This is a genomic window from Actibacterium sp. D185-2 (assembly GCF_054954595.1).
This window is the reverse complement of the sequence record NZ_JBPWNX010000003.1, coordinates 1-23,939: the sequence shown is the minus strand read 5'-3', so window position 1 is coordinate 23,939 and position 23,939 is coordinate 1. Positions and strand designations below refer to the sequence as shown.

25 protein-coding genes are annotated in these 23,939 nt (G+C 62.1%); 7 read left to right on the top strand and 18 right to left on the bottom strand.

Annotation, left to right across the window (positions count from 1 at the left end; genetic code table 11):
* Positions 1 to 148 precede the first annotated feature (148 nt).
* Both polA and ACSR1C_RS06835 read right to left on the bottom strand, forming a co-directional pair.
* A complete protein-coding gene (gene polA / locus ACSR1C_RS06840; RefSeq protein ID WP_460258916.1) occupies positions 149 to 2,956 on the bottom strand; it encodes a DNA polymerase I in 2,808 nt (935 codons plus the stop codon).
* A gap of 90 nt (positions 2,957 to 3,046) precedes the next feature.
* The gene (locus ACSR1C_RS06835; protein WP_460258917.1) at positions 3,047 to 3,229 is read right to left on the bottom strand and encodes a zinc-finger domain-containing protein; all 183 of its coding nucleotides are present in this window, start codon (positions 3,227 to 3,229) and stop codon (positions 3,047 to 3,049) included.
* Between the two features lie 100 nt (positions 3,230 to 3,329).
* Here ACSR1C_RS06835 and ACSR1C_RS06830 point away from each other — a divergent pair, with 100 nt between their 5' ends.
* The gene (locus ACSR1C_RS06830; RefSeq protein ID WP_460258918.1) at positions 3,330 to 4,277 is read left to right on the top strand and encodes an ABC transporter ATP-binding protein; all 948 of its coding nucleotides are present in this window, start codon (positions 3,330 to 3,332) and stop codon (positions 4,275 to 4,277) included.
* Here ACSR1C_RS06830 and ACSR1C_RS06825 read toward each other — a convergent pair.
* From ACSR1C_RS06825 to ACSR1C_RS06815, 3 genes are all read right to left on the bottom strand, one after another.
* Positions 4,274 to 4,747, bottom strand: a complete 474-nt coding sequence (locus ACSR1C_RS06825; RefSeq protein ID WP_460258919.1) for a DUF1203 domain-containing protein — start codon at positions 4,745 to 4,747, stop codon at positions 4,274 to 4,276. The genes ACSR1C_RS06830 and ACSR1C_RS06825 overlap by 4 nt on opposite strands.
* An 82-nt stretch (positions 4,748 to 4,829) precedes the next feature.
* A complete protein-coding gene (locus ACSR1C_RS06820) occupies positions 4,830 to 5,210 on the bottom strand; it encodes an HIT domain-containing protein (RefSeq protein ID WP_460258920.1) in 381 nt (126 codons plus the stop codon).
* Positions 5,211 to 5,217: 7 nt separating this feature from the next.
* Positions 5,218 to 6,795, bottom strand: a complete 1,578-nt coding sequence (locus ACSR1C_RS06815; RefSeq protein ID WP_460258921.1) for a DUF5928 domain-containing protein — start codon at positions 6,793 to 6,795, stop codon at positions 5,218 to 5,220.
* Positions 6,796 to 6,935: 140 nt separating this feature from the next.
* Between ACSR1C_RS06815 and ACSR1C_RS06810 the strand changes: the two genes are divergently transcribed.
* Positions 6,936 to 7,754 (top strand): sulfotransferase family protein, encoded by an 819-nt coding sequence (locus tag ACSR1C_RS06810; RefSeq protein ID WP_460258922.1) that lies wholly within the window; start codon positions 6,936 to 6,938, stop codon positions 7,752 to 7,754.
* Between the two features lie 104 nt (positions 7,755 to 7,858).
* Entirely contained in the window at positions 7,859 to 8,674 is an 816-nt protein-coding gene (locus ACSR1C_RS06805) for a phosphate ABC transporter ATP-binding protein (RefSeq protein WP_460258923.1), read from the top strand.
* Positions 8,675 to 8,982: 308 nt separating this feature from the next.
* On the opposite strand, the gene ACSR1C_RS06800 is transcribed toward ACSR1C_RS06805, so the two are convergent.
* On the bottom strand, positions 8,983 to 9,969 hold the full coding sequence (locus tag ACSR1C_RS06800) for an adenosine kinase (protein WP_460258924.1): 987 nt from the start codon (positions 9,967 to 9,969) through the stop codon (positions 8,983 to 8,985).
* Entirely contained in the window at positions 9,966 to 10,610 is a 645-nt protein-coding gene (nth, locus tag ACSR1C_RS06795) for an endonuclease III (RefSeq protein ID WP_460258925.1), read from the bottom strand. Before nth ends, ACSR1C_RS06800 begins: the two co-directional genes overlap by 4 nt.
* A 116-nt stretch (positions 10,611 to 10,726) precedes the next feature.
* On the opposite strand from nth, the gene ACSR1C_RS06790 reads away from it, so the two are divergent.
* The 3 genes from ACSR1C_RS06790 (at position 10,727) to ACSR1C_RS06780 (ending at position 13,242) form a co-directional block, all read left to right on the top strand.
* Positions 10,727 to 11,584: a bifunctional helix-turn-helix domain-containing protein/methylated-DNA--[protein]-cysteine S-methyltransferase gene (locus ACSR1C_RS06790; RefSeq protein WP_460258926.1), complete on the top strand. Its 858-nt coding sequence runs from the start codon at positions 10,727 to 10,729 to the stop codon at positions 11,582 to 11,584.
* Between the two features lie 131 nt (positions 11,585 to 11,715).
* Entirely contained in the window at positions 11,716 to 12,381 is a 666-nt protein-coding gene (locus tag ACSR1C_RS06785) for an OmpA family protein (protein WP_460258927.1), read from the top strand.
* Between the two features lie 90 nt (positions 12,382 to 12,471).
* Positions 12,472 to 13,242: a FadR/GntR family transcriptional regulator gene (locus ACSR1C_RS06780; RefSeq protein ID WP_460258928.1), complete on the top strand. Its 771-nt coding sequence runs from the start codon at positions 12,472 to 12,474 to the stop codon at positions 13,240 to 13,242.
* A 154-nt stretch (positions 13,243 to 13,396) separates the two neighbouring features.
* On the opposite strand, the gene ACSR1C_RS06775 is transcribed toward ACSR1C_RS06780, so the two are convergent.
* The 5 genes from ACSR1C_RS06775 to ACSR1C_RS06755 all read right to left on the bottom strand — a co-directional run bounded on the left by ACSR1C_RS06775 (position 13,397) and on the right by ACSR1C_RS06755 (position 15,959).
* Complete coding sequence (locus tag ACSR1C_RS06775; protein ID WP_460258929.1) at positions 13,397 to 13,951, bottom strand: F0F1 ATP synthase subunit B; 555 nt, start codon at positions 13,949 to 13,951, stop codon at positions 13,397 to 13,399.
* 4 nt (positions 13,952 to 13,955) lie between these two features.
* The gene (locus tag ACSR1C_RS06770) at positions 13,956 to 14,519 is read right to left on the bottom strand and encodes a F0F1 ATP synthase subunit B' (protein WP_460258930.1); all 564 of its coding nucleotides are present in this window, start codon (positions 14,517 to 14,519) and stop codon (positions 13,956 to 13,958) included.
* A gap of 73 nt (positions 14,520 to 14,592) precedes the next feature.
* Positions 14,593 to 14,829 (bottom strand): F0F1 ATP synthase subunit C, encoded by a 237-nt coding sequence (locus ACSR1C_RS06765; RefSeq protein ID WP_037207145.1) that lies wholly within the window; start codon positions 14,827 to 14,829, stop codon positions 14,593 to 14,595.
* A gap of 47 nt (positions 14,830 to 14,876) precedes the next feature.
* Positions 14,877 to 15,626, bottom strand: coding sequence for a F0F1 ATP synthase subunit A (locus tag ACSR1C_RS06760; protein ID WP_460258931.1), 750 nt, complete (start codon positions 15,624 to 15,626; stop codon positions 14,877 to 14,879).
* A 3-nt stretch (positions 15,627 to 15,629) separates the two neighbouring features.
* The gene (locus ACSR1C_RS06755; RefSeq protein WP_460258932.1) at positions 15,630 to 15,959 is read right to left on the bottom strand and encodes an AtpZ/AtpI family protein; all 330 of its coding nucleotides are present in this window, start codon (positions 15,957 to 15,959) and stop codon (positions 15,630 to 15,632) included.
* Positions 15,960 to 16,187: 228 nt separating this feature from the next.
* Here ACSR1C_RS06755 and ACSR1C_RS06750 point away from each other — a divergent pair, with 228 nt between their 5' ends.
* On the top strand, positions 16,188 to 16,523 hold the full coding sequence (locus ACSR1C_RS06750; RefSeq protein ID WP_460258933.1) for an ArsR/SmtB family transcription factor: 336 nt from the start codon (positions 16,188 to 16,190) through the stop codon (positions 16,521 to 16,523).
* A gap of 102 nt (positions 16,524 to 16,625) precedes the next feature.
* Here ACSR1C_RS06750 and dctP read toward each other — a convergent pair whose 3' ends face one another.
* From dctP to gmd, 6 genes are all read right to left on the bottom strand, one after another.
* Positions 16,626 to 17,720, bottom strand: coding sequence for a TRAP transporter substrate-binding protein DctP (gene dctP / locus ACSR1C_RS06745; protein ID WP_460258934.1), 1,095 nt, complete (start codon positions 17,718 to 17,720; stop codon positions 16,626 to 16,628).
* Positions 17,721 to 17,737: 17 nt separating this feature from the next.
* A complete protein-coding gene (locus ACSR1C_RS06740) occupies positions 17,738 to 19,060 on the bottom strand; it encodes a TRAP transporter large permease (protein ID WP_460258935.1) in 1,323 nt (440 codons plus the stop codon).
* Positions 19,050 to 19,547, bottom strand: a complete 498-nt coding sequence (locus ACSR1C_RS06735; RefSeq protein ID WP_460258936.1) for a TRAP transporter small permease subunit — start codon at positions 19,545 to 19,547, stop codon at positions 19,050 to 19,052. The genes ACSR1C_RS06740 and ACSR1C_RS06735 overlap by 11 nt, the downstream gene beginning before the upstream one ends.
* Positions 19,548 to 19,697: 150 nt before the next feature.
* Positions 19,698 to 21,137, bottom strand: coding sequence for a mannose-1-phosphate guanylyltransferase/mannose-6-phosphate isomerase (locus ACSR1C_RS06730; protein WP_460258957.1), 1,440 nt, complete (start codon positions 21,135 to 21,137; stop codon positions 19,698 to 19,700).
* Between the two features lie 26 nt (positions 21,138 to 21,163).
* Entirely contained in the window at positions 21,164 to 22,135 is a 972-nt protein-coding gene (fcl, locus tag ACSR1C_RS06725; protein ID WP_460258937.1) for a GDP-L-fucose synthase, read from the bottom strand.
* Positions 22,136 to 22,145: 10 nt separating this feature from the next.
* The gene (gene gmd / locus ACSR1C_RS06720) at positions 22,146 to 23,270 is read right to left on the bottom strand and encodes a GDP-mannose 4,6-dehydratase (RefSeq protein WP_460258938.1); all 1,125 of its coding nucleotides are present in this window, start codon (positions 23,268 to 23,270) and stop codon (positions 22,146 to 22,148) included.
* Positions 23,271 to 23,939: the final 669 nt, after the last annotated feature.

The following is a 23,939-nucleotide window of genomic DNA, read 5'->3' as shown; positions in this document are numbered from 1 at the left end:
CCTCCCAGCGGGGTTGCACAAGCCCCCACAGCCGCCCTCACTTCTTCTCGGCACAAATACTCCCGCCGGAGGCAAACCTGAGGCCCCACAGGGGCCGAGGCAAAAGCAATGGCCCGGAACGGGCCGCATTTTCGAACAGTTCCGCCGCTCAATGCGCCTCGGCCCAGTTGGCGCCCTGCCCCGCATCCACCGTCAGCGGCACGTCCAGCTTCACCGCAGGCATCGCCGCGCCCTCCATCACCTTGCGTACAACGGCGATGGTATCGTCCACCGCGCCCTCCGCGACCTCGAACAGCAATTCGTCATGCACCTGCAGCAACATCTTGGCGGGCAGACCGCGGGTTGCATCGGGCATCCGGATCATCGCCCGGCGGATCACATCCGCCGCCGTACCCTGGATCGGTGCGTTGATCGCCGCGCGCTTGGCAAAGCCCGCGCCGGGGCCCTTGGCGTTGATCTCGGGCGTGTGGATTTTACGTCCGAACAGGGTCTCGACATAGCCATGCTCCTTGGCGAAGGCCACGGTCTGATCCATATATTCCTTGATCCCGGGAAAGCGCTCGAAATATCGATCGATAAAGCCTTGCGCCTCGCTGCGCGGGATACGCAGATTGCGCGCCAGGCCGAAGCCCGAAATGCCGTAGATCACCCCGAAGTTGATCGCCTTGGCCTGGCGGCGGATGTCCGGCGTCATCTGATCCAGCGGCACGTCGAACATCTCGGACGCGGTCAGGGCATGAATGTCCTGCCCCTCGCGGAACGCCTGTTTCAGCGCCTCGATCCCGGCGACATGGGCCAGAATGCGCAGCTCGATCTGGCTGTAGTCGAGCGACACGATCACCTTGTCCGGCTCGGCCACAAACGCCTCGCGGATGCGGCGGCCTTCCTCCGACCGCACAGGGATGTTCTGCAGGTTCGGATCGGTCGAGGCCAGCCGCCCGGTATTCGCCCCCGACTGAATGTAGGAGGTATGCACCCGCCCCGTCTCGGGGTTGATATGATCCTGCAACGCATCGGTATAGGTCGATTTCAGCTTCGACAGCTGACGCCAGTCCAGCACCCGCGCGGGCAGGTCGTGCCCCTCGGCCGCCAGATCCTCCAGCACATCGGCGCCGGTGGCATAGGCGCCGGTCTTGCCCTTCTTGCCCCCCGGCAGACCCATCTTGTCGAACAGGATCTCGCCCAGTTGCTTGGGCGACCCCACGTTGAAGCTTTGCCCGGCCAGGTCGTGGATCTCGGCCTCCAGCCCGGCCATCTTCTGGGCAAAGGCGTTGGACATCCGGCTCAGCGTGTCACGGTCCACCTTGATGCCGGCCATTTCCATGTCGGCCAGCACCGGCACCAGCGGGCGTTCCAGCGTCTCGTAAACCGTGGTCACCCGCCGCTGATGCAACTGCGGCTTGAACAGTTGCGACAGGCGCAGGGTGATGTCTGCATCCTCGGCCGCGTATTTCACCGCATCATCAATCGGCACCCGGTCGAAGGTGATCGCCGATTTGCCGCTGCCCAGCAGCGATTTGATCGGGATCGGCACATGATCCAGATAGCGTTCCGACAGCGCATCCATGCCATGCCCGTGCAGCCCGGAATTCAGCGCATAGGACATCAGCATCGTGTCGTCGACCGGCGCGACCTGAACCCCGTAGCGCGCAAACATCTTGGCATCGTATTTCATGTTCTGGCCAATCTTCATCACCGCCGGGTCTTCCAACAGCGGTTTCAGCAGATCCAGCGCAGCGTTCAGCGGCATCTGCCCTTCGGCCAGATTGTCAGAGCCGAACAGATCGTCCGAGCCATCCTTGTGGCCCAGGGGAATGTAACACGCCTGCCCCGGCTCGACCGACAGCGAGATCCCCACCAGATCGGCGCGCATTTCGTCCAGGCTGGTGGTTTCGGTATCGACCGCCACCCAGCCGCGCGCATTGGCGCGCTCAATCCACACGTCCAGCGCCGCCGCATCGCGGACGCATTCATAGCCTTCGGGCATGAAAGGCAGGTTTTCCGGCGCGTCGGGCTCATCGCTCGGATTGGCGCCCGCCGGATTGGTGTCGGGGATCGCGGGCGGGGCGACACCCAGATTGTCGGCCACCCGTTTGCTGAGCGTGCGAAATTCCATCTGCCCCAGAAACCCCAGCAGCGTGTCGGGGTCCGGTTCCTGCACCTCAAGCGTGTCCAGCGTGAAATCAAGCGGCGTCTGCGCATCGAGCTGCACAAGCTGCCGCGACAGGCGGATCTGATCGGCCTTGTCGATCAGGGTCTGGCGCCGCTTGGGCTGTTTGACCTCTTCGGCCCGGGCCAGCAGGCTGTCCAGATCGCCATATTCGTTGATCAGCAGCGCCGCGGTCTTGATCCCGATGCCGGGCGCGCCGGGGATGTTGTCGACACTGTCGCCGGCCAGCGCCTGCACATCCACCACACGGTCGGGGCCGACGCCGAACTTCTCCTCTACCTCCTCGACGCCGATGCGCTTGTTCTTCATCGCGTCCAGCATCTCGACCCCGCCGCCGACAAGCTGCATCAGGTCCTTGTCGGAGCTGATGATCGTCACCCGCCCACCCGCATCGCGCGCCTGCACGGACAGGGTGGCGATGATATCGTCGGCCTCGTACCCTTCCTTTTCGATACAGGCGATGTTGAAGGCGCGCGTGGCTTCGCGCGTCAGTGGCATCTGCGGGCGCAGGTCCGCGGGCATGTCTTCGCGGTTGGCTTTGTAAAGATCATAAAGATCGTTGCGGAAGGTGTGGCTGCCCTTGTCGAAGATCACCGCCACATGGGTGGGCGCATCGGGGCCTTTGTTGTCCTCGACATATTTGAAGATCATGTTGCAAAATCCGGCCACGGCGCCAATCGGCAGCCCGTCGGATTTGCGCGTCAGCGGCGGCAGCGCGTGGAAGGCGCGGAAGATGAAGGCCGAACCGTCGATCAGATGCAGATGGCAGCCTTTGCCGAATGCCATTGGGGGTGCTCCCTTCCCAGGGGGCGGCTCTTCGCTCTGCTCATCGCCCGGGTCGAAGAGCGCCCGGAAGGGAGCGATGAGGCGCCCGCCTCACTTCACCGTGTCGGCGAAACTTTCATGGATGAATTTCTTGTCGCAATAACCGCATTCGACGAAGCCTTCGTCCTGCGGGATTTGCAGCCAGACCCGCGGATGGCCCAGCGCACCCTCGCCACCGTCGCAGGCCACGCGCCATTTGCTGACAATCTCGGTTTCGGGGGCTTCGATGGTCATCGGCGGGGCTCCGTTCCTTGCGGGGGCGACAGGATCGCCTTAAGTCAGCAGGCATGATAGCGATTGCCCGCGTACGGGCAAGACCGGAAGGACGGGCAACATGGGCGAAAATGCGATCGAGATCGAAGGGCTGAAAAAGACCTATGCCGCCAGCGCGGGCCAGCCGCCGAAACAGGCGCTGAAAGGGATCGATCTGGCGATCCCGGCCGGGGCGATCTTCGGCCTGCTGGGACCGAACGGCGCCGGCAAGTCCACGCTGATCAACATTCTGGCCGGGCTGGTGCTGAAAACCGAGGGCCGGGTGAATATCTGGGGCTTCGATCAGGATGTGAACCCGCGCCAGTCGCGCGCCTCGATCGGGGTGATGCCGCAGGAGCTGAACCTCGATCCGTTCTTTACCCCGCGCGGCGCGCTGGAGGTGCAGGCCGGCCTTTACGGTGTGCCCAAGGCCCAGCGCCGCACCGACGAAATTCTGCGCCTGATCGGGCTGGAAGACAAGGCCGAAGCCTATGCCCGCAGCCTGTCGGGCGGAATGCGGCGGCGATTGCTGCTGGGCAAGGCGCTGGTCCATCAGCCGCAGATCCTGGTGCTGGACGAACCCACCGCCGGTGTGGATATCGAACTGCGCCAGATGCTGTGGCAGAACGTGCGCCGCCTGAACGAGGAAGACGGGATGACCATCATCCTGACCACCCACTATCTGGAAGAGGCCCAGCAGATGTGCGACGAGATCGCCATCATCAACCACGGCGCGGTGATTGCCCGCGACAGCACCGCCAATCTGCTGGACCGGATGGATGCGAAAACGCTGGTCGTGGTGCCCGAGGGCGACGCCCCCGCCACCATCGCCGTTCCGCCGGGCGTCGAGATGCAGCGCCACAAGGATGGCACGCTGGAGTTCCGGTATCGCCGCGGGCAGACCTCTGCCGGCGCGGTACTGGAGGCAGTGCGCGATGCCGGGATCATCCTGCGCGACGTGGCCACCCGGGAACCCGACCTGGAGGATGTGTTCGTCTCGCTGACCTCCTCAAAAAACGCGGCGGCCTAACCCGCCCGTTCCACCCGCGCCTGATAACAGTTGTTGCGGGCCGAACGCACATGGATATAGGCCACGCGCGGGTCCTGAAACACCGCCGCGCAGGCGGGATCAAGCGCACCTGCGGGGACGATCTGCCCGGTGCCATAGACGATCCGGTCGGCCCCGCAATACCCCTTGATCAGATAGTCCGGCGATGTCTGCAGGATCTGCGGCCGCCCGCTGGCCGGATCATGGGCGGCGCAGGCATCCGCACACAGAAAGATCGGCCCGTTCTCGGCATAGGGCTGCAACGCCGGAAACGGGCGATAGGCCAGGATCAGCATGTCCCGGCCCGCGGGCACATCGCACAGACAGTGGCGGCACGGGGTCCCCGCGCCATCCGACACGCCCCGTTCGGGCGGCAGGCCATAGGCATCGCGCGCACCCCGTTGCAGCGCGCGCACGGATTCGGTGGGAAGGGGATGATAGCTTACAGACATGGCAGGCTCCTTTCGCGGTTCAGGCTACGGCCTTTGCCGCGCCGGACCGACCCGGAAGCTGTGCAATGCGGTGCGGCGCCGATCAGGCCGGCAACAGCATCCGGCCCAGGCCGCGCCCGGCCACGATATGCACATGCAGATGCGGGACCTCCTGCACCCCGTCGCGGCCGGCATTGGACAGCAACCTGTACCCCGCCCCGCCCTCGCCCGGCTGCACGTTCAGCATCTTGCACACCGCGCCGATGGTGCGGGTGAAATCGACAATCTCGGCCTCGGAGGCGTCCAGCGCGAAGTGGTCATAGCTGACATAGGGCCCCTTGGGGATCACCAGCACATGCTGCGGCGCCTGCGGGGCGATGTCCCGAAAGGCCAGGCAATGCTCGGTTTCCAGCACGGTGTCATTGGGGATCTCGCCGCGCAGGATTTTGGCGAAGATGTTCTGAGGGTCGTATGTGTAGGCCATGGGGTCCTCAATCAACGTAAAGATACTCGGTCGCCGCGATCTCGCGCGCCTTGTCGGGAGGGATGTTCAGGAATTCCGACAGCGGAATGGCGTTTTCATCCACGCTCGCCTGTTCCTGGATGTGATAGAAATGCGGAAAATCGGCATCCCGGATGCGGTCGCTTTCGAACACCACGTCATAGCGGATGGTCGGCAGCAGCCGGTCCAGCGTTTCCTGCGGCGTGCGCTCGCCCGCCAGCCCGACCCGCCGGGCGTGACCGATCAGGTATTCGTCGGAAAAGCTGGTCTGAATCTCCAGCAGTTTGGTGGTGCAGCGGTCCGAATAGAAATCCTGCATCAGCTCGATATTGCTGGGGTCCAGACAGATCATCAGCCGGTTAGTGTCGTAATAGTCGAACAGCATCCGCATCAGCGCGCGCCGGTGGCGGGTGCGCTTTTCCAGCGTCGACTGAATGCCGCCCAGATCGGGCAACACGGTGTCTTCCTCGTTGAACAGATATTCGATCGCGGGCACGTTGGTGACCTGGCGGGCACGTTCCAGCAGGCGCTTGGCGACATGCCATTTCTTGCAGGTCACGATCATCAGTTCACGCTCGCGCCCCAGGCTTGATTCGGCTTCCCAGAACCGCTGTGCGAACCGCCGTCCGATCCGCCCCCGCCCGGTAAGAAACTTGAACAGGCTGCGCCCCTCGTTGGAGATTTTGAATTCCACCCCCTCGCTGGCATAAAGCACGCCAAGGCGGCGCTTGAGCTCCTGCGCCTCGGGCGAGATTTTGCGCGCGAACAGGAAATCCTGACTCAGCAACAGATCGTAGTGATCGTTGTAAAAACTCGTCGGCATCCCGTAATCGGAAAAGATCAGGAAGGTCAGGGTGCGGGTGCGGATTTCATCCTCGGGCACCAGGTGGCGCACCAACGTCTGAAAGAAGGTTTCATCCGGGATCCATGTAGTGCGAAAGAACCGCAGCACATCGGGGCGTTCGCGGCAAAACGCCAGAACCGCCTCGATGGTGCGGCGGCGCAGGCACCACCACTGACTGCCGATCATGACCTGCAGATCGGCCGGGATTTTCCGTGTCAGGCCCAGCCGTTTCTGCCATTCGTAGGACGTATAAAACAGCGTCTTCTGCGTGCGTTCATTGAAGAAATGCCGGTACCGCAGGCGATCACGCTTCAACCCGGTCTTGATCCAGTCCGACGCGAAGAAATCGAAACTCTCGATATAATCCACATCGGCGGAATCGAGAAAATCATGGGCATATTCGGCCGATTTGATCGGCATGCAGTCGCCCGACAGCATATAGAAATGCGTGGCCCGCGGAAACGCGGCTTCGGCCGCTTCGACCGCATAAAGGGTGGCCTGAACCAGCGACCATGCCCCCCAGCCGCATTTGATTCGCTTCCGGGCGAATGCCACGTTGGGGTTGTCGGTCAGGGCGGTGCGAATCTTGTCGAAATGCTCCTTGGGGGCGCGTGCGTCGAAATGGATCGCCATGAAATCGCCGACCGCGGTCAGACGCTCCGCCTGCTGAATGATCGCATCGGGGTCCTTGTGACACAGCAAAATGTAGGCAATCTTCGCCATAAACCAGCCTTGCGTTCATGCATTGGCAATTCTGGGTATGTAGATACCGTGAAGACCCGTTGAATAAACAGCGTTTCTTTGCTTTTTTATCCCGGCAACAGCCGAATACACAGAACAATCGGCAACGGAGGCACGCGCAGATGGGATTTCCCGGCACCTGGATGACGGAAAGCGAAAGCATGGTTTACCGCGTGGTGCCGAAATGCGCCTGCTCGACCATCGGGCAGATCATGTATTACTCGGATCACGGGAAATTCTTCGAGGGTGACATTCACGACGCCACCGGCGGGATGCACAAATGGGCGCTGGAAGACAGCCAGAAGCTGATCGAGCGGAATGTGAAGGCGCACAAATCCTATGCCTTCACCTGCGTGCGCAACCCTTATACGCGGCTGCTGTCCTCGTTCTTCGACAAAATCTGCGGCATTCAGCGCAACGGAAAGCGCTATCGCGGCAACATGGTGCCCCTTCTGATCCAGCGCTACGGGGTCGAGGTGGGCGATCCCGAAACCGGTTTCGAATTCGACCAGATCAAAAGCTTCCGCCGTTTCCTGCTGTTCGCGCGCGACACGATCCGCTGGCGCCGCCCGATGGAGCCCGACATCCACTGGTCGGCAATGGCGGGGCATGTGTCGACCTACATCGTCAATGGCGGGCGCTACGACAACATCATCTTCACCGAGACATTCAACGAAGGGATGCAATCGGTTCTGGACGCGATCGAAACCCCGCATGCGGTAAAGTTGGCCGACATCCCCCGTTTCAACGAATCCGAAGGCCACGGACCGAAACGCGCCCACCCGGTCGAGGATTACTTCGACGATCTGTCGATGCATCTGGTCTATGAAATCTACAAGCGCGATTTCAACCTGTTCAAATACGACTTCGAAAACCCCGGCAACAAGATGCCCATCGGCGAGATCGACCTGGACGAGGTGCACGCCAAGCTTGGCGACTGAGTTTTATGAACTTTTCATGAAGTTTGGCGGAACTTGATCTGTGTCGCAGGGGCGACCCTGATTCCATATGATACACTAAGGCGATTTCCGCGATGGAGACTGCCATGCTCGATCACCTGACCCTTCCGCCAAGCGTCTATCACCCCACGCAGCGCAATTCCGATCCGCTGATACAGGTCAACAATCTGAACCTGTGGTACGGGCGCGATCAGGCGTTGTTCGATGTCAATTTCGATCTGTTCCGTTCCGAAATCCTTGCGTTCATCGGCCCATCTGGTTGCGGCAAATCCACCACGCTGAAATGCCTCAACCGGATGCATGACGACACCGAAGGCGTCCGGATCGAGGGGAAAATCCTGATGGAGGGGCATGACATCAACGCCCCCGATATCGACCCCCCGCTGCACCGCAAGCGTTTTGGCTGGGTCGCGCAGAAACCCAACCCGTTCACCACATCTATCTACGACAACGTGGCCTACGGCGCGCGGATTCATGGCCTGACCCAACACCGGGCCGAGTTGGACGCCCATGTGGAAAGCTGCCTGCGCCGTGCCCATCTGTGGGACGAGGTGAAGGATGACCTGCACGACTTGGCCGGCACCGATCTGTCGGGCGGTCAGCAGCAGCGGCTGTGCATCGCCCGCGCCCTGGCGACGGAACCCGACGTGCTGTTGATGGACGAGCCCACAGGCTCGATCGATCCGATTGCCACCGCCCGGATCGAAGAGTTGATGCTGGATCTGCGGCGCGACCATTCCATCGTGGTCGTCACCCATTCGATGAACGAAGCGCGGCGGGTGTCTGACCGGGTGGCCTATTTCCACCTCGGACGCTTGCTGGAAGTGGGACCGACCGCGACCGTGTTCGAAAACGCCACGACCGAACAGGCCCGCGCCTTCGTTCAGGGCAAGTTCGGCTGAGAGCGGCGAAGGGGGCTGTCTGCCCCCTCTTGCCCTGACGGGCAATTCACCCCCGAGGATATTTTAACGAAAAAGAAATCAGAATCACGGCCCCCTGACCCTGCGGAACAGGCGGGGACGCCGATGACCGCCGGAGAAGAAGTCGCCCCGGTCCCTTCCACAGGCCGGGGCGCATTCGCCTTATTCTTCTTTTCCGTCCAAATATCCTCGCCGAAGGCAAGAAAGTACCGCGCCCGGCACGGGCGCGCCGGGCCCAACGCCGGACAAGCACCGCAGGCGCGTAGGCCGGGGGCGGGAGGGACACCGGTTCAGATCAGCCCTTCGCGCGCGAACAGCGCCTTCAGATCGGTTTCGGGCCGGGCGCCGAAATGGCTGATCACCTCCCGCGCAGCGACATTGCCCATGCGCCCGCACCGTTCCAGCGCCTGCCCGCTGGCCAGCCCGTACAGGAACCCGGCCGCAAACTGATCGCCCGCGCCGGTGGCATCCACCGGCACCACCCGTTTGACGGGCACCACAGCCTCTTCATCGCCGCGCACCAGCACCACATCATGGCCAGAGCGGGTACAGACCACCAGCCCGCTTTCAGCTGCGGCCTGCTCCAGCGCCGCCGACAGATCGGTCTGATAAAGCGATTCCCATTCGTGCTCGTTGCCGATAACGTAATCGAGCTCTTTCACCAGGCGGCGGAAACTGTCCCGGTGGCGGTCCACACAGAACGGATCCGACAGGGTGATCCCGGCCCTGCCCCCGCGATCGCGGCAGATCCTGGCGGCGCGGTCGAAGGCCGCCTTGCCTGCGGGCTTGTCATAAAGATACCCTTCGAGGAACAGGATTTCAGCCTGGCCGGCCACGTCATCGGCCACGTCATCGGGGCTCAGCTCGGCAGAGATACCCAGATAGGTATTCATCGAGCGTTCGCCATCGGGCGATACGAAGATCATCGAACGCGAGGTCGGCAGCACCCCGCCCTCTACCGGCGGGTTCACGAAATCGGTGCCGCCCGCAGCCATTTCAGCGGCATAGAACCGGCCCAGTGCATCGTCCTGCACCCGGCCGATGAACCCGGTTGACAGCCCCAGATTGCCCAGCCCCGCCAGCGTGTTGGCCACCGACCCGCCCGGTGCCTGGGTGCGGTTCTTCATCGCGCCATACAGCATCTCGCCGCGCTCGCGCTCGACCAGTTGCATGATGCCTTTCTGGATCCCCATGAGGTCCAGAAAACTGTCGTCGCATTGGGTCAGCACATCGACGATGGCGTTGCCGATGCCGACAACCTGATAGGTCTTGGTCACAGGGTTTTCTCCTCGAAGGGGCAGAGGTCGCGGATGATGCAGTTGGCGCAAACCGGCTTGCGCGCCTTGCAGGTATAACGGCCATGCAGGATCAGCCAGTGATGGGCGTGCTGCTGAAACTCGACCGGGATATTATCCTCGATCGCGCGTTCCACCGCATCCACGTCCTTGCCCGGCGCGATGCCGGTGCGGTTGCCGACGCGGAAGATATGGGTATCGACCGCCTGCGCGGGATAGTGGAACCACATGTTCAGCACCACATTGGCGGTCTTACGCCCGACACCGGGCAGCGATTGCAGTGCCGCACGTGACGATGGCACCTGACCGCCGTAGTCATCGGCCAGGATGCGGCTCATTTTCATGACATTCTTGGCCTTGTTGCGGTACAGGCCGATCGTCTTGATATGCTCGATCAGCCCCTCTTCGCCCAGGTCCAGCATCTTTTGCGGCGTATCGGCGATCTTGAACAGCGCGCGTGTGGCCTTGTTCACGCCCGCATCGGTGGCCTGGGCCGACAGGGCGACGGCAACCACCAGCGTATAGGCGTTCACATGCTCCAGCTCGCCCTTGGGTTCGGGCTCGTGGTCGTGAAACCGGGTAAAGATCGCGTGGATCGTGTGATAATCAAGCTGCTTTGCCATGATCGGGGTATGCCCCGCCCGGACGATCTGAGCAAGGCTTGGCGCAAAAAGCGCAAAATTCGGGTCGCTGCGGGGCGTGTTACATCCTATCTTGCAAGCCAGAGCAGGAGGCCGCCATGGACAGCCAGGAACAGGGCTATCATTACCAGATCATGCGCCGCGCCATCGACCGCATCGATGCGGCGGGGGGCGAGGTTCTGACGCTGGATCAGCTTGCCGCCGAGATGAACATGAGCCCTGCGCATTTCCAGCGCCTGTTCAGCAAATGGGCCGGGGTATCGCCCAAACGTTTTCAGCAATATCTGGCGCTGGGTCATGCCAAGACCCTGCTGCGCGAGCGGTTCACCACGCTGGAGGCCGCGGCAGAGGTCGGGCTTTCAGGATCGGGCCGCCTGCATGATCTGTTCGTGCGCTGGGAAGCGATGAGCCCCGGCGATTATGCCAGAGGCGGCGAAGGGCTGAGGATTTTCTGGGGCTGGTTCGAAAGCCCCTTTGGTCCCGCGCTTGTCATCGGCACCGAAAAGGGCATCTGCGGGATCGGGTTCGCCGGCGAGACGGGTGCAGAAGCGACGATGGCCGATCTGCTGTCGCGCTGGCCCAAGGCGAGTTTTGTCGAGGATCCGATCAAGCTTCGCCCCTGGGCGCTTGCCGCCTTCGGCGCGACCGGCGACCGGCTTGATCCGCCGCCGCTGCACCTGATCGGAGCGCCGTTCCAGATCAAGGTGTGGGAGGCGCTGCTGTCGATTCCGTCGGGCGAGGTCACCACCTATTCCGAAATCGCGCAGGCCATCGGCCACCCCAAGGCGATGCGCGCCGTGGGCACGGCGGTCGGGCGCAACCCGATCAGTTTTCTGATCCCCTGCCACCGGGCCTTGCGCAAATCGGGCGGCCTGGGCGGCTATCACTGGGGGCTGCCGGTCAAACGTGCGATGCTGGCTTGGGAAGCGGCGCGCGCGGATGCGAACGCCCCGTAACCCTGCCCCGCCATTGGCGGATTACCGCCCGGCCTGCCTCTAAATGCACGGGACCCTTAGCCCCGCGCCATTCGATGCTTATATTGCGCGGCGATGCCCCAAGGCGGGGCCAAAAAACCGATGAGGCGATAATGATCCGCGCGACCCTTCCCCTGAGCCTGGCCACGGCCGGGGTTCTGGCCCTGACGGCCTGCACCGACACCTATACCCAGACCAACGACCCCTATCAGCGCACCAAGGAAGGCGCCGCCATCGGCGCCGTTACCGGCGCTGTGGCCGGCGCGCTGACCGGCGATAATTCGGATGACCGCAACAAGGGCGCGCTGATCGGCGCCATCGCCGGTGCCGCCGTCGGCGGGCTGGTCGGCCAGAATCTGGACAAACAGGCGCAGGAACTGGAGGCCAGCTTTGACAACAACGCCATCCGCGTGGTCAACACCGGCTCGCAGTTGATCGTGACCATGCCGCAGGACATCCTGTTCGCCACCGACAGCGCCACGGTCGCCCCCGCGCTGCAAAGCGATCTGCGGGTGCTGGCGAGCAGCCTGAACCACTATTCCAATACCACGGTGCAGGTCATCGGCCACACCGACAACACCGGCTCGGCCAGCTATAATCAGTCGCTGTCGGAACGGCGCGCAAACGCGGTCGCGGCGGAACTGCGCGTGGCGGGCGTGGCGTCCAGCCGGATCGTGGCCGTCGGCCGCGGTGAGGATCAGCCGGTTGCCTCGAACCTGACCCCGGAAGGCCGGGCCCAGAACCGGCGGGTGCAATTCGTCATCACGCCGACAAGCTGACCCTGATGGCCGGGCGCGTGCCCGCCCGGCCATTGCCTGTTGCTGCCCCGGCGAGGCGGTCATATGATCTGACCAATTGCCGGAGGGACCATGCCGTTTCAGAAAGTGCAGTCCGAAAAGCTGTCGCATGCGGTGCAGCGCCAGATCGAGCTTTTGATCCTGCGCGGGATTCTGCGGCCGGGTGACCGCCTGCCTTCCGAGCGCGAATTGTCGGAGCAGCTTGGGGTATCGCGCCCCTCGCTGCGCGAGGCGGTGGCCGAGCTTCAGGCGCGCGGGTTGCTGATCAGCCGCGCCGGGGCGGGAATATTCGTGGCGGATGTGCTGGGCTCGGCCTTTTCCGAGGCGCTGATCAGGCTGTTTGCCGAGCATGACGAGGCGGTGTTCGACTATATCGCCTTTCGCCGCGATCTGGAGGGGCTGGCGGCCGAACGGGCCGCCCGGCGGGCCTCGGACACCGATCTGCAGGTGATCGATACCATCTTTCGCAAGATGGAAGCCGCCCATTCCAAGCGCAACCCCGAGGATGAGGCGCGGCTGGACGCGGAATTCCACATGTCGATCATCGAGGCGTCGCATAACGTCGTGATGCTGCACATGATGCGCTCGATGTTCGATCTGTTGCGCGAGGGCGTGTTCTATAATCGTCAGGTGATGTTCAAGCAGCGTACCACGCGCGGCGCCCTGCTGGATCAGCACCGCGCCATCAACGACGCGCTTCAGGCCCGCGACGGGCCAGGCGCCCGCGCCGCGGTCGAGGCGCATCTGAATTATGTGCAAGGCGCGCTGAGCGATCAGCAGTCCGCCGACCGCCACGAGGCAATCGCCCGCCAGCGGTTAGAGCACGAACAGGCGCGCGGCTGATCTTTGCCAAAATGCGGCCCGTGCCGGGCCATTCCTTTCCATGCGCCCTTGCGGGCGCGGCCTCCGGCGGGAGTATTTGCACCGAGAAGAAGCCGGCAAAAGAAAAAAACCCGGCACGAGGCCGGGTTTTTGATCTTGTCGGTTATGGCGCAGCTTAGTGCAGTTTGGCCTGAACCTGTGCGATCGCGTCGTCGATCAGCGCGCTGCCGTTTGCCGCATTCATCTGCGTACCAATGACATCGGCGGCTGCGGCAATCGCCACGGAAACGGCCCGATCACGCACGTTGCGCACGGCCGCAGCTTCGGCCGAGGCGATCTGATCTTCGGCAGCCTTGAGCCGGCGCGCGATCGAGGCGGCCAGTTCGTCCCTGGCCTGGGCCGCGGCGATCTCGGCCTCTTCGCGGGCATGGGCCACGATCCGCGCGGACTGTTCCTGCACTTCCTTTTGCTTGCGCTCGTAGGAGGCAAGGATCGTCTGCGCCTCTTCGCGCAGGGCGCGGGCCTTGTTCAGATCGTCGCGGATGCCTTCGGCCCGTTTGTCCAGAAGGGTGCCGATCATGCCCGGAACCTTGAAATAGATCAGGGCCGCGATGAACAGCAGGAAGGCCAGCAGCACCACGAAGTTGGTGTTGTGCAGCGAGAAGAACGGGCCAGAGGCGGCCAGCGTGGGGCTGGCGGCAAGAGTGAAAAGAACCGTGAGCTTTTTCATCTGCTTACCCTTTCAGCCGGGCGGCAACCGCCGCGGTTACCGCAGGCATGTCCGCCGCCTGACCCAGTTTGGCCACGATCTCCAGTGCGGTATCGTTGGCAACCTCGGTCACGCTGTCCAGCGCGCCGGCGCGGATTTCGCCGATGCGCTTTTCGGATTCTGCCGTTTTCACGGCGATCTGTGCGTCGGCGTCGGCAATGGCCACGTCCAGATCGCCCTGGATGTCGGCCTTGGCCTCGGCAATGATCTTTTGCGCCTCGACGCGGGCATCGGCCAGCGCCTGATTATAGGCGACCTCGGCCTCCTGCGCCTTCAGCTTCAGCTCTTCGGCGGCGGCGATATCATTGGTGATCGTGCCCTGACGTTCAGCCAGAACCGATCCGATCCGGGGCAGCGCGACGCGCGACAGGATCAGATAGATAACCAACAAGGTAACGACGAGCCAGAAGATCTGGTTCGGGAATGTCGAAAAATCGAGTTGCGGCATCCCGACGGATTCAGCGCCATGCGCAGCTTCGGCTGCGCCATGGGCGGCTCCGTGTGCCACTTCGTTCGCGTCTGTTGCCATGTCGTCCTCCAGGAACCTGTATTACACCGGGCGGGCCGTCAGCCCACCCGGCCGTAAGGATCGGTTCGTTGGATCAGACGGCAAACATCAGCAGAAGCGCGACGAGGAACGAGAAGATCCCCAGAGCTTCGGCAAACGCGATACCGATGAACAGCGTGGCCGTCTGCGAAGCGGCAGCCGACGGGTTGCGCAGCGCGCCCGACAGGAAGTTGCCGGCAACATTGCCCACACCGAGGGCGGCAAGGCCCATGCCGAACGCCGAGATGCCGGCGCCGATGAACTTGCCCATTTCTGCGATATCGCCTTCCATTGAAGTCTCTCCTTAGGTTGGAATGGCTGAACTTGGACCCTGACCGGTCAGTGATGCGGGTGCAGCGCGTCTTTCAGGTAGACGCAGGTCAGGATGGTGAAAACATAGGCCTGGATGAAGGACACCAGGATTTCGAGCCCGTACATGGCCGCCACACCCAGGATCGCCAGCGGCGACAGGACGGCAGCACCCGCGAAGGCCGCGAAGACTTTGATCACCGCGTGACCGGCGGTCATGTTGCCGGCAAGACGGATGGAATGGCTGACGGGGCGCACGAAGTAGGAAATGATCTCGATCACGGCCAGAACCGGCCGGATCGCCAGCGGCGCCGACGACACCCAGAACAGGCCCAGGAAACTGGGGCCGTTCAGGACGAAGCCCAGAACGGTCACCGTCAGGAACACCGCCATCGCCAGAACCGCGGTCACCGCGACATGCGAGGTGGTGGTGAACGCCATCGGGATCAGGCCCAGGAAATTGGCGAAGACGATGAACATGAACAGCGTCATGATGTAGGGGAAGTATTTCAAGCCGTCCTTGCCGGCGACATCCTCGACCATCTTGTGGACGAAGCCATAGGCCAGTTCGCCGATCGACTGAACCCGGGTCGGGATCATCGCGCGGCCACGGGTGCCCAGGACGAGCAGAACGAAGATCGCCAGCACGGTGATCCCCATCCACAGGGTGACGTTCGTGGGAGTATACCAATGCACCACGTCGCCGCCGAACAGCGGCTTGACGATGAACTGATCCATCGGGTGGAACACCAGGCCTTCGCTTGCGTCTTCGGTTGCCACGTTTCAGTCCCTCTCGTCTTTGTCGGCCTCGGCCGACATCTTTTCCTGTATCTCGGTGGCGGATCGGAGCATCGTTTTCACCCCGGCCACAAAGCCCAGCAATATGAACAGCACCAGAAAGACGGGCAGAGTACCGAACAGCGTGTCCAGCCCGTATCCGATGCCAAAGCCGATCCCCAGACCGGCCACAAGCTCTATCACCATCCGCCAGGCAAGATGCGCCTGAGAATAATGTTCGTCCTGGTGGGCCTTGGCCGGCGCATGCGCCTTTTTCAGCTCGGCAATCCGCGCTTCGAGCTGCGCAAGCCGCTCTTTTTCCGCCGGATCAACCATCTGTGAAAGCCCCCTGGACAGTCGCGGCGACACTAGAAAGAGGGTGGGTCTGAGTCAAGCAGGATCGTGGCGCCGCAGAGCCGACATATGTATTTGATATAAAATGGTTTTTGTTCAGATCAAACGTGACGCACACATGCCTGACCGGCTATTTCCGCGCTAACAGGGCACGCGCGCATATTCAACCAAATGGTTGACGATTGACGGGCAAAGGGCATAGCTGCCGGCATGGAAGCCCAGCTTGATACCGTCTTTGCCGCCCTGGCCGACCGCACCCGCCGCGCGATCCTGGCGATGCTGCTGGAGGATGACATGGCCGTGACCGACGTGGCCGAACCGTTCGAGATGTCGCTTGCCGCGATCTCTAAGCATCTGATGATCCTCAGCCGTGCGGGGCTGATCAGTCAGGAAAAGCGCGGTCGGGTGAAATGGTGCAAACTGGAACCGGACGCGCTGCGCGATGCGTCGGTCTGGATGCAGAGCTTCGGCCAGTTCGAAGCAGTCAACCTGGATGCGTTCGAGAGGTTCCTGGCCGATGAGTTTCCCCACCCTGCCGAGGAATAGGCCCTGCGCCCCGCATATATGCGGTGACGCAAGGCCCGGCAGCACCCGCAGAGTACCGCCAGACGTCTGTTGCCCACCCCCCGAAAGGGTTGGGCAATCGGATCACTTGGGTGCGCAGGCGCGGATTTTTTCGATGTCCGGACCGTTCGGGGTGCGCCCCAGATTGAACGGCGCAGAGGCATCGCGCCAGCTGCTGTAGTCTTGCAGATATTCAAGCTGGCTCAGATACACCCGGGCCGAGGTGGGGTTGGCACAAGCGGTATCCTCGATCACCTTGTTGGCCATCAACTGGACCTTTTCAAGCGTGGCGTCGTCATAGCGCGTGATCTCAACGCCGGCATCCTCGAACTGGCCATATGCCTCGGTCGCGCGCTTTTCGGTAAAGGCCAGCGACCACAGCAGCGTCGCATCGGCGGCAATCTGAAGCTTTTCCTGCGTGTCAGGCGACAGGGCGTCCCAGGCCTGCTTGTTGATCATCACGCCGAAGATCGAGGCCGACTGGTGCCAACCCGGCGTGGCCCAGTATTTCGTCACCTGCTGGAACCCGCCCGAGAAATCGACGTTCGGGGTGGAAAATTCCGCGCCGTCGATCACGCCGCGCTCCAGCGCCTGGTAAATCTCGCCGCCTGCCATGGACACCTGGCTGCCGCCCAGTTGCTCCAGAAGCCGGCCCTGCTCCAGCCCGGAAAGGCGCAGACGCTTGCCCTGCAGATCCTCAAGGGTGCGGATCGGCTCGTTGGTGCGGAAACCGGATTCGTTGTTGGTCACGCCGTAGGGCAGGTAAACCATGCCGAAACGGCCGTAGACCTCGTTATAGATTTCCGCGCCGCCCCACTGCTGAATCCAGTTCACATAGTCGACCGCGTTGAACAGGCTTGCCGTGGTCGCCAGGGGCGAAAAGGCCGGATCGCGCCCCGCCCAATATCCGGGCCAGTCGGCACCGGCCTGAATCGTACCGGACTCGACCGCGCCGAAAACCTCGCCGGCCGGAACCAGCGAACCGCCTTCATAGAAATCGATCTTCACCGCATCGCCGGCCAGTTTGTTGGCCAGCTCGACGAAATGCTGATCGGTGGCGATCAGTTCGAGCGAAGACGGCCAGGTGGTCGTCATGGTCCAGCTTTCCTGGGCCGTTGCCTCGGTGGCCAAGGCCGCGAGCATGGCCGCACCTGCGACCAGTTTGATTTGTGTCAGCATTTCAAAACTCTCCTCCGTCAGTTTGAATATAGTGTCTGCGGCAGCCAGGTTACCAAAGCCGGGAACACGGCAACCAATATGCACATCATCACAATCAGGACGATGAAAGGCAAAACCCCCACGATGATGTCCGATGTCTTGACGGAACTCGGCGCGATGGCGCGCAGATAGAACAGCGCGTAGCCGAATGGCGGGGTCAGGAACGAGGTCTGCAGCACAACCGCCATCAGCACGACGAACCACAGCAGGTCGATCTGCATTTCCTGAATGATCGGCAGGAAGATCGGAAAGGACAGCAGAACGATGCCGGTCCAGTCAAGGAACGCCCCCAGGATGAAGACGATCCCCATCATCATGGTCAGCAAAAGCCAGGGCGCCATATCGAGGCCGCGTATGATCTCCTGCACTGCGCGCAACCCGCCGGTGATGTTAAACACCCCGGTAAAGGCCGTGGCGCCGATGACAATGAACAGGATCATCGCCGAGGTGCGCCCGGTTTCGATCAGTGCACTGTAAAATGTCGAAAGCTCGAAGCGGCCGCGCAGAATGACGATCGCCAGGGCAAGCGCCGCACCGATGGCAGATGCTTCGGTCGCCGTGGCGATCCCGGCCAGAAGCGTGCCGAGAATGCCCAGGATCAGAACAAGTGGCGGCACCGCCTCCAACGCCAGCAGGCGGAACAACTGGGCGCGTCCGATCTTTTCATCGGGCTCGACCGCCGGCGCCATGTCCGGCCGGAAGATTGCCACCAGCACGACCCACGCCGCGTAAAGCAGCCCGAGCAACATACCGGGCACCATCGACCCTGCGAAAAGCTCGCCCACGGACAGGGGCGAATAGCTTGCCATCAGAATCAGCATGATGGACGGCGGGATCAGGATGCCCAGACACCCCGAGGCCGCGATCAGACCTGTGGTCAGGCGGGCGCTGTAGCCATATTGCAGCATCGGGCGCAGCGCCATCACGCCCATGACGGTGATGGACGCCCCCACGATGCCGGTCGTCGCCGCCAGCAGGATGGAGATGAAAACAACCGACAGCGCCAGCCCGCCACGCACATTCGACAACAGCAGGCGCAGCGCCTCGAACATCCTGTCGGTCACGCCGGAATCGGACAAAAACCGCGCCATGAGTACGAAGAGCGGAATCGCGATCAGGGTGTAATTGTCGAGAACATCACCGAAAATCCGGTTGATGACGATGCCGAGCACCATAGGCTTTCCGGCGATCAAGGCGCCAAGAACCGCCGCCCCACCCAGGACGAATGCCAGCGGATGCCCCATGAACAGCCCCAGCAGAAGCAGCCCGAACATCGAAAGCGCAATAAGTTCAGGCGCCATTGCGAAGATCTTCCTTGTTGAGAACCAGTTTGAGAAACTCCGACACGCCCTGGATCAGCAGCAGCCCGGCAGCGACACACATCGCGGCCTTCAACGGATAAACCGGAAGCTGGATCGACCCATATGTCGTTTCCGCCTGTGCCCAGGATCGTTGTGCGAATTCCAGCGACCGTGTGAAGAACACCCAGGCAAAGGGAAAGAAAAAGATCGGATAGCCCGCCGCCTCGACCCACCGCCGGGGTGTCGGGCGCAGCGCGGCGGTCAGGATGTCGACCCGCACATGCGCCTGATGCCGCAGTGCATAACCGCCAAGCATCACGAAGTAGAACCCATACAGCTGCTTGGTGATATCAAAGGCCCAGCGCGTCGGCGCGTTCAGCGCATAGCGCATTATGACATCGTAAATGATAATTGCGGCAAACAGGAGCGCGACAGTGCAGACGATCCGCCCTACCCACTCGTTCACAGTGTCTATGAATCGGATCAATACGCCTCTCCCCCCGAAAAGCCTCGGTCAAGGCATGGCAAATTGGCGTAGAGTAGTCAACTCAAACAGATATTTATCGCAAGCGGGCCGGGTCAGATGCCCCCCACGCCACCGGCTTTGTGCGCCGCGCATGGCCAAGCCCTGCCCGATTTACCCCTTTGCCCCCTGCCCGCGGGCATAGACGTCTTCGTAGCGAATGATATCGTCCTCGCCCAGGTAACTGCCCGTCTGCACCTCAATGAGTGTCAGGAGCACCTTGCCGGGGTTTTCCATGCGGTGGACCGCCCCCAGCGGAATGAAGACCGACTGGTTCTCTGTCACCAGCGTCACTTTGTCATCGACGGTCACTTTTGCCGTGCCCTCGACGACGATCCAGTGTTCGGCGCGGTGGTGGTGGCTTTGCAGGCTCAGCGCCGCGCCAGGCTGTACCACGATGCGCTTCACCTGAAAGCGCGGACCGACCACAAGGCTTTCATACCACCCCCAGGGCCGGAAGTCGCGCGGCAGCGTCTCGGCCTGCGAGACGCCCCTGGACTTCAGGTCCTGCACCGCAAGTTTGACGTCCTGCGCCCGGTCCTTGTGGGCAACGAGCACGGCGTCAGGCATGGCAACGGCGATGATGTCCTTCAGGCCGATGCCGACAAGCTGCTGACTTTCGGCGGTTGCCCGCAAAAGCGTATCCTCGCAGTCGATCGCCGTGGCCGCGCCGTGCGCGACGACGCCCGCCGCATCGGGGTCGCTTTCACGCCACACCGCGTCCCAGCCGCCAAGGTCCGACCATGCCCCGCCATACGGCACGACGGACAGATTGTCCGCCTTTTCCATCACCGCGTAGTCGATCGAAATATCCGCAAGCTTTGACCACGGCGCCGGGGCGAGGCGCGTAAAGCCCAGATCTTGTGCCGCCTCATCGACGGCTTCCCGGACGTGCGTCAGCGTTTCGGGGGCATGGCGCTTGAATGCCTCAAGGATCACGGTCGTCGAGAACAGGAATATGCCTGCATTCCAGAGGTGCATACCGCCAGACAGCAGGCGTTCTGCCGTCAATTGATCGGGCTTCTCGACAAAGGCTTTCAGCGGCTGCGCCGTCGGGCTGAATTCCGCATCGGGCTGGGAAGAAAGCTCTAGCCATCCATATCCCGTTTCGGCGCGGTCGGGGCGAATGCCGAAGGTGACCATCCGCCCGGAAAGCGCCGCAGGCGCCGCGGCCTGGACGGTCGCGCGAAAGCGCTCGTCGTCGGGGATTACATGATCAGACGGCGCGACGAGCATCAACGCACCCGGGGTCTGAGCCTCAAGCGCCAAGGCCGCAGCGCAGATCGCCGCCGCCGTATTGCGCGCTTCCGGTTCGATCAGGATCGACGCCGGGGCGATCTCAAGGGCGGCCAATTGCTCGATCACAATGAAGCGGAAGTCGGATCCGGTAATCACAATCGGAGCGGCAAAGCCGTCACCGCCAAGCCGGCGCGCCGACGCCTGAAACAGGCTCTCCTCCCCCGTGAGGGGCACGAACTGCTTGGGATATGACTTGCGCGACAGGGGCCACAGGCGTGTGCCAGAGCCGCCGCAAAGAAGGGTAGCGTGGATCATATGCGTCACGTCAGAACTCTTTTCTCTTAAAGGCGGGCGTTGGAATCGTTGGCAAGATACCAGCGATAAGTCTCTTGAATACCCTCTTCCAGGTCGATGCGCGCGCGCCAGCCCATTTGGGCCAGCCGGCCAACGTTCATCAGTTTGCGCATCGTCCCGTCGGGTTTTGATGTATCGGTCTTTATGCTGCCCGTGAAGCCGGTGACCCTGGCCACCAGCCGCGCCAGTTCCAGAATGGAAATGTCGGCGCCCGTGCCCACGTTGATATGGCTCAGCATCGGCTGCGTGTTGGCCTCATAGGCGTCCTTGGGCAGGTCCAGCACGAAAAGGCTGGCCGCGGCCATGTCGTCCACATGCAGGAATTCGCGCCGCGGCGTGCCGGTGCCCCAGATGACGACCTCTTCGCGCCCCTGCTGCGCCGCTTCGTGAAAACGGCGGATCAGGGCGGGCAGGACGTGGCTGTTCTGCGGGTGGAAATTGTCCCCCGGCCCATACAGGTTCGTCGGCATGACCGAGCGATAGTCGGTGCCGTGTTGCCGGTTGTAACTTTCGCAAAGTTTGATGCCCGCGATCTTGGCAATGGCATAGGGCTCGTTCGTCGGCTCCAACGTCCCTGTCAGAAGCGCATCCTCGGCCATCGGCTGCGGTGCCTCCTTCGGGTAGATGCAGGAGGAGCCGAGTTGGAGGAGTTTCATGACACCGGCGCAAAACGCCTGATGGATCACGTTGCACTCGATCATCAGGTTTTCATAGATGAACTCGGCCGGATAGGTGTTGTTGGCATGGATGCCGCCAACCTTTGCCGCCGCGAGGATGACAATGTCGGGGCGTTCACGCGCCATGAAATCGCGCACGGCCGACTGGTCCGTCAGGTCCAGTTCGGCGTGGGTGCGGGTGACGAGCTCCAGCGCCTCGCCTGCCGCCGCACGCGCCGCCAGCTGGCGCAGGATCGCGCCCCCCACCATGCCACGGTGCCCTGCCACATAGATCTTGCTCATCACCTTCACCTCACCCGTTTTCAAGGCTGACAGGAAGGTCGAGGCCGTGCGACTTCAAAAGCGCATAGCGCTTGGCGGTCATGAGGTCCTCGGCCACCATTTCCGCGCACATCTCGCGCGCGGTGATTTCGGGCACCCAGCCAAGCTTTTCGCGCGCCTTGGCCGGATCGCCCAGAAGCGTCTCCACCTCCGTCGGCCGGAAATAGCGCGGATCGATCCGCATGATCACATCGCCCGCTTTCAGGGCCGGGGCCTTGTCGCCCTCAATCGCCGTGATGGTGGCGATCTCCTCCACGCCTTCGCCCGAGAATTCCAGCGTCAGGCCCAGATCGGCAGCGGCCCAGGTGATAAACTCACGCACACTGAACTGTTTGCCCGTGGCGATGACGAAATCATCCGCTTCGTCTTGCTGCAGCATCATCCACTGCATCCGCACATAGTCCTTTGCATGGCCCCAGTCGCGCAGCGCGTCGATATTGCCCATATAGAGACAGGGCTCGATCCCTTGCGCAATATTGGCAAGCCCGCGGGTGATCTTGCGCGTCACGAAGGTTTCGCCGCGGCGCGGGCTTTCGTGGTTGAACAGGATCCCGTTGCAAGCATAGAGCCCATAGGCCTCGCGGTAGTTCACCGTTATCCAGTAGGAATACAGCTTGGCCACGGCATAGGGCGAGCGCGGATAGAACGGCGTCGTTTCCTTTTGCGGGACCTCCTGTACAAGCCCGTACAGCTCGGAGGTCGAGGCCTGGTAGAAGCGGGTCTTCTTTTCGAGCCCCAGGAAGCGGATCGCCTCCAGCAGCCGCAGCGCCCCGATCGCGTCCACATCGGCGGTGTATTCCGGCGCCTCGAAGCTGACGGCGACATGAGACTGCGCGCCCAGGTTATAAACCTCGTCGGGCTGCACCTCGGAAAGGATACGGGTAAGGTTCGACGTATCCGTCAAATCGCCATAATGCAATTTCAGCTGTGCCTGGTCGGTGTGCGGGTCCTGATAGATGTGGTCGATCCGCTGGGTATTGAAAAGCGAAGCGCGACGCTTGATGCCATGCACCTCGTAGCCCTTCGATATCAGGAACTCGGCAAGATAGGAGCCGTCCTGGCCCGTGACGCCGGTGATCAGAGCGCGTTTTGTCATTTCGCTGGGTCCTTGTATCGAAGTCAGTTTTATCGGGGATTTGAGTCGGGTTCTGGGGTTGGATGGCACAACCGGAGGAGCGGTTTAAATAGAGAAATTCAGACGGTTTTGGAGCCGGAATTATAAGGCGCTTATTGAGAAGCGGCCGAATTTACACGCATAGGTTGAGTCGCGTGGATTTTGAAACGTGGTCCAATCTCTTCCGGAATCGATCCGCTTCAGACCGATCCGGGGCCCGAGTGGATGCGTATGCCGGGCGCATCATCTGGAGTTCCAATGAATTCGATACCGGCGGCTTCATATGCCGACCCCAGCGTTTCCAAGTGTCCTTTACGCGACTTAGGCACACCACTCGAAGCCTCATACCTCTTGATCGTCGCAATTCTGGAGTTGGAGTTGGAGTTCCCCCGGTTTGATGGACACTTTTCACTTGATGAAGGAGAGTGTTTTTCATGCCGAGAACGAGGAACCCGTACCCGACGGAATTCAGGGAGCAATTGGTTGCGCTGGCGCGGTCTGGTCGCAGTGTTGAAAGTCTGGCGCGAGAGGGTAATCCCCCCATTTTTAACGGGGTTCAGCCGTAGAATTCACGCGGCCATTTTCAGTTTCTGTGCGGGTGTGATGCCGCCGATGCCCATATTCGGGCGGTCGTTATTGTAAGTCCATAGC

Excerpts from the sequence above, each read along its gene's own strand:
- ACSR1C_RS06805 (WP_460258923.1), top strand. The coding sequence starts at position 7,859 with ATGCTCGATCACCTGACCCTTCCGCCAAGCGTCTATCACCCCACGCAG.
- fcl (WP_460258937.1), bottom strand. The coding sequence starts at position 22,135 with ATGAGCAAGATCTATGTGGCAGGGCACCGTGGCATGGTGGGGGGCGCG.
- ACSR1C_RS06790 (WP_460258926.1), top strand. The coding sequence starts at position 10,727 with ATGGACAGCCAGGAACAGGGCTATCATTACCAGATCATGCGCCGCGCC.
- ACSR1C_RS06820 (WP_460258920.1), bottom strand. The coding sequence starts at position 5,210 with ATGGCCTACACATACGACCCTCAGAACATCTTCGCCAAAATCCTGCGC.
- ACSR1C_RS06765 (WP_037207145.1), bottom strand. The coding sequence starts at position 14,829 with ATGGAAGGCGATATCGCAGAAATGGGCAAGTTCATCGGCGCCGGCATC.
- nth (WP_460258925.1), bottom strand. The coding sequence starts at position 10,610 with ATGGCAAAGCAGCTTGATTATCACACGATCCACGCGATCTTTACCCGG.
- ACSR1C_RS06830 (WP_460258918.1), top strand. The coding sequence starts at position 3,330 with ATGGGCGAAAATGCGATCGAGATCGAAGGGCTGAAAAAGACCTATGCC.
- ACSR1C_RS06815 (WP_460258921.1), bottom strand. The coding sequence starts at position 6,795 with ATGGCGAAGATTGCCTACATTTTGCTGTGTCACAAGGACCCCGATGCG.
- ACSR1C_RS06810 (WP_460258922.1), top strand. The coding sequence starts at position 6,936 with ATGGGATTTCCCGGCACCTGGATGACGGAAAGCGAAAGCATGGTTTAC.
- ACSR1C_RS06835 (WP_460258917.1), bottom strand. The coding sequence starts at position 3,229 with ATGACCATCGAAGCCCCCGAAACCGAGATTGTCAGCAAATGGCGCGTG.
- ACSR1C_RS06750 (WP_460258933.1), top strand. The coding sequence starts at position 16,188 with ATGGAAGCCCAGCTTGATACCGTCTTTGCCGCCCTGGCCGACCGCACC.
- polA (WP_460258916.1), bottom strand. The coding sequence starts at position 2,956 with ATGGCATTCGGCAAAGGCTGCCATCTGCATCTGATCGACGGTTCGGCC.
- ACSR1C_RS06755 (WP_460258932.1), bottom strand. The coding sequence starts at position 15,959 with ATGGTTGATCCGGCGGAAAAAGAGCGGCTTGCGCAGCTCGAAGCGCGG.
- ACSR1C_RS06740 (WP_460258935.1), bottom strand. The coding sequence starts at position 19,060 with ATGGCGCCTGAACTTATTGCGCTTTCGATGTTCGGGCTGCTTCTGCTG.
- ACSR1C_RS06785 (WP_460258927.1), top strand. The coding sequence starts at position 11,716 with ATGATCCGCGCGACCCTTCCCCTGAGCCTGGCCACGGCCGGGGTTCTG.
- gmd (WP_460258938.1), bottom strand. The coding sequence starts at position 23,270 with ATGACAAAACGCGCTCTGATCACCGGCGTCACGGGCCAGGACGGCTCC.
- dctP (WP_460258934.1), bottom strand. The coding sequence starts at position 17,720 with ATGCTGACACAAATCAAACTGGTCGCAGGTGCGGCCATGCTCGCGGCC.
- ACSR1C_RS06780 (WP_460258928.1), top strand. The coding sequence starts at position 12,472 with ATGCCGTTTCAGAAAGTGCAGTCCGAAAAGCTGTCGCATGCGGTGCAG.
- ACSR1C_RS06775 (WP_460258929.1), bottom strand. The coding sequence starts at position 13,951 with ATGAAAAAGCTCACGGTTCTTTTCACTCTTGCCGCCAGCCCCACGCTG.
- ACSR1C_RS06730 (WP_460258957.1), bottom strand. The coding sequence starts at position 21,137 with ATGATCCACGCTACCCTTCTTTGCGGCGGCTCTGGCACACGCCTGTGG.
- ACSR1C_RS06825 (WP_460258919.1), bottom strand. The coding sequence starts at position 4,747 with ATGTCTGTAAGCTATCATCCCCTTCCCACCGAATCCGTGCGCGCGCTG.
- ACSR1C_RS06770 (WP_460258930.1), bottom strand. The coding sequence starts at position 14,519 with ATGGCAACAGACGCGAACGAAGTGGCACACGGAGCCGCCCATGGCGCA.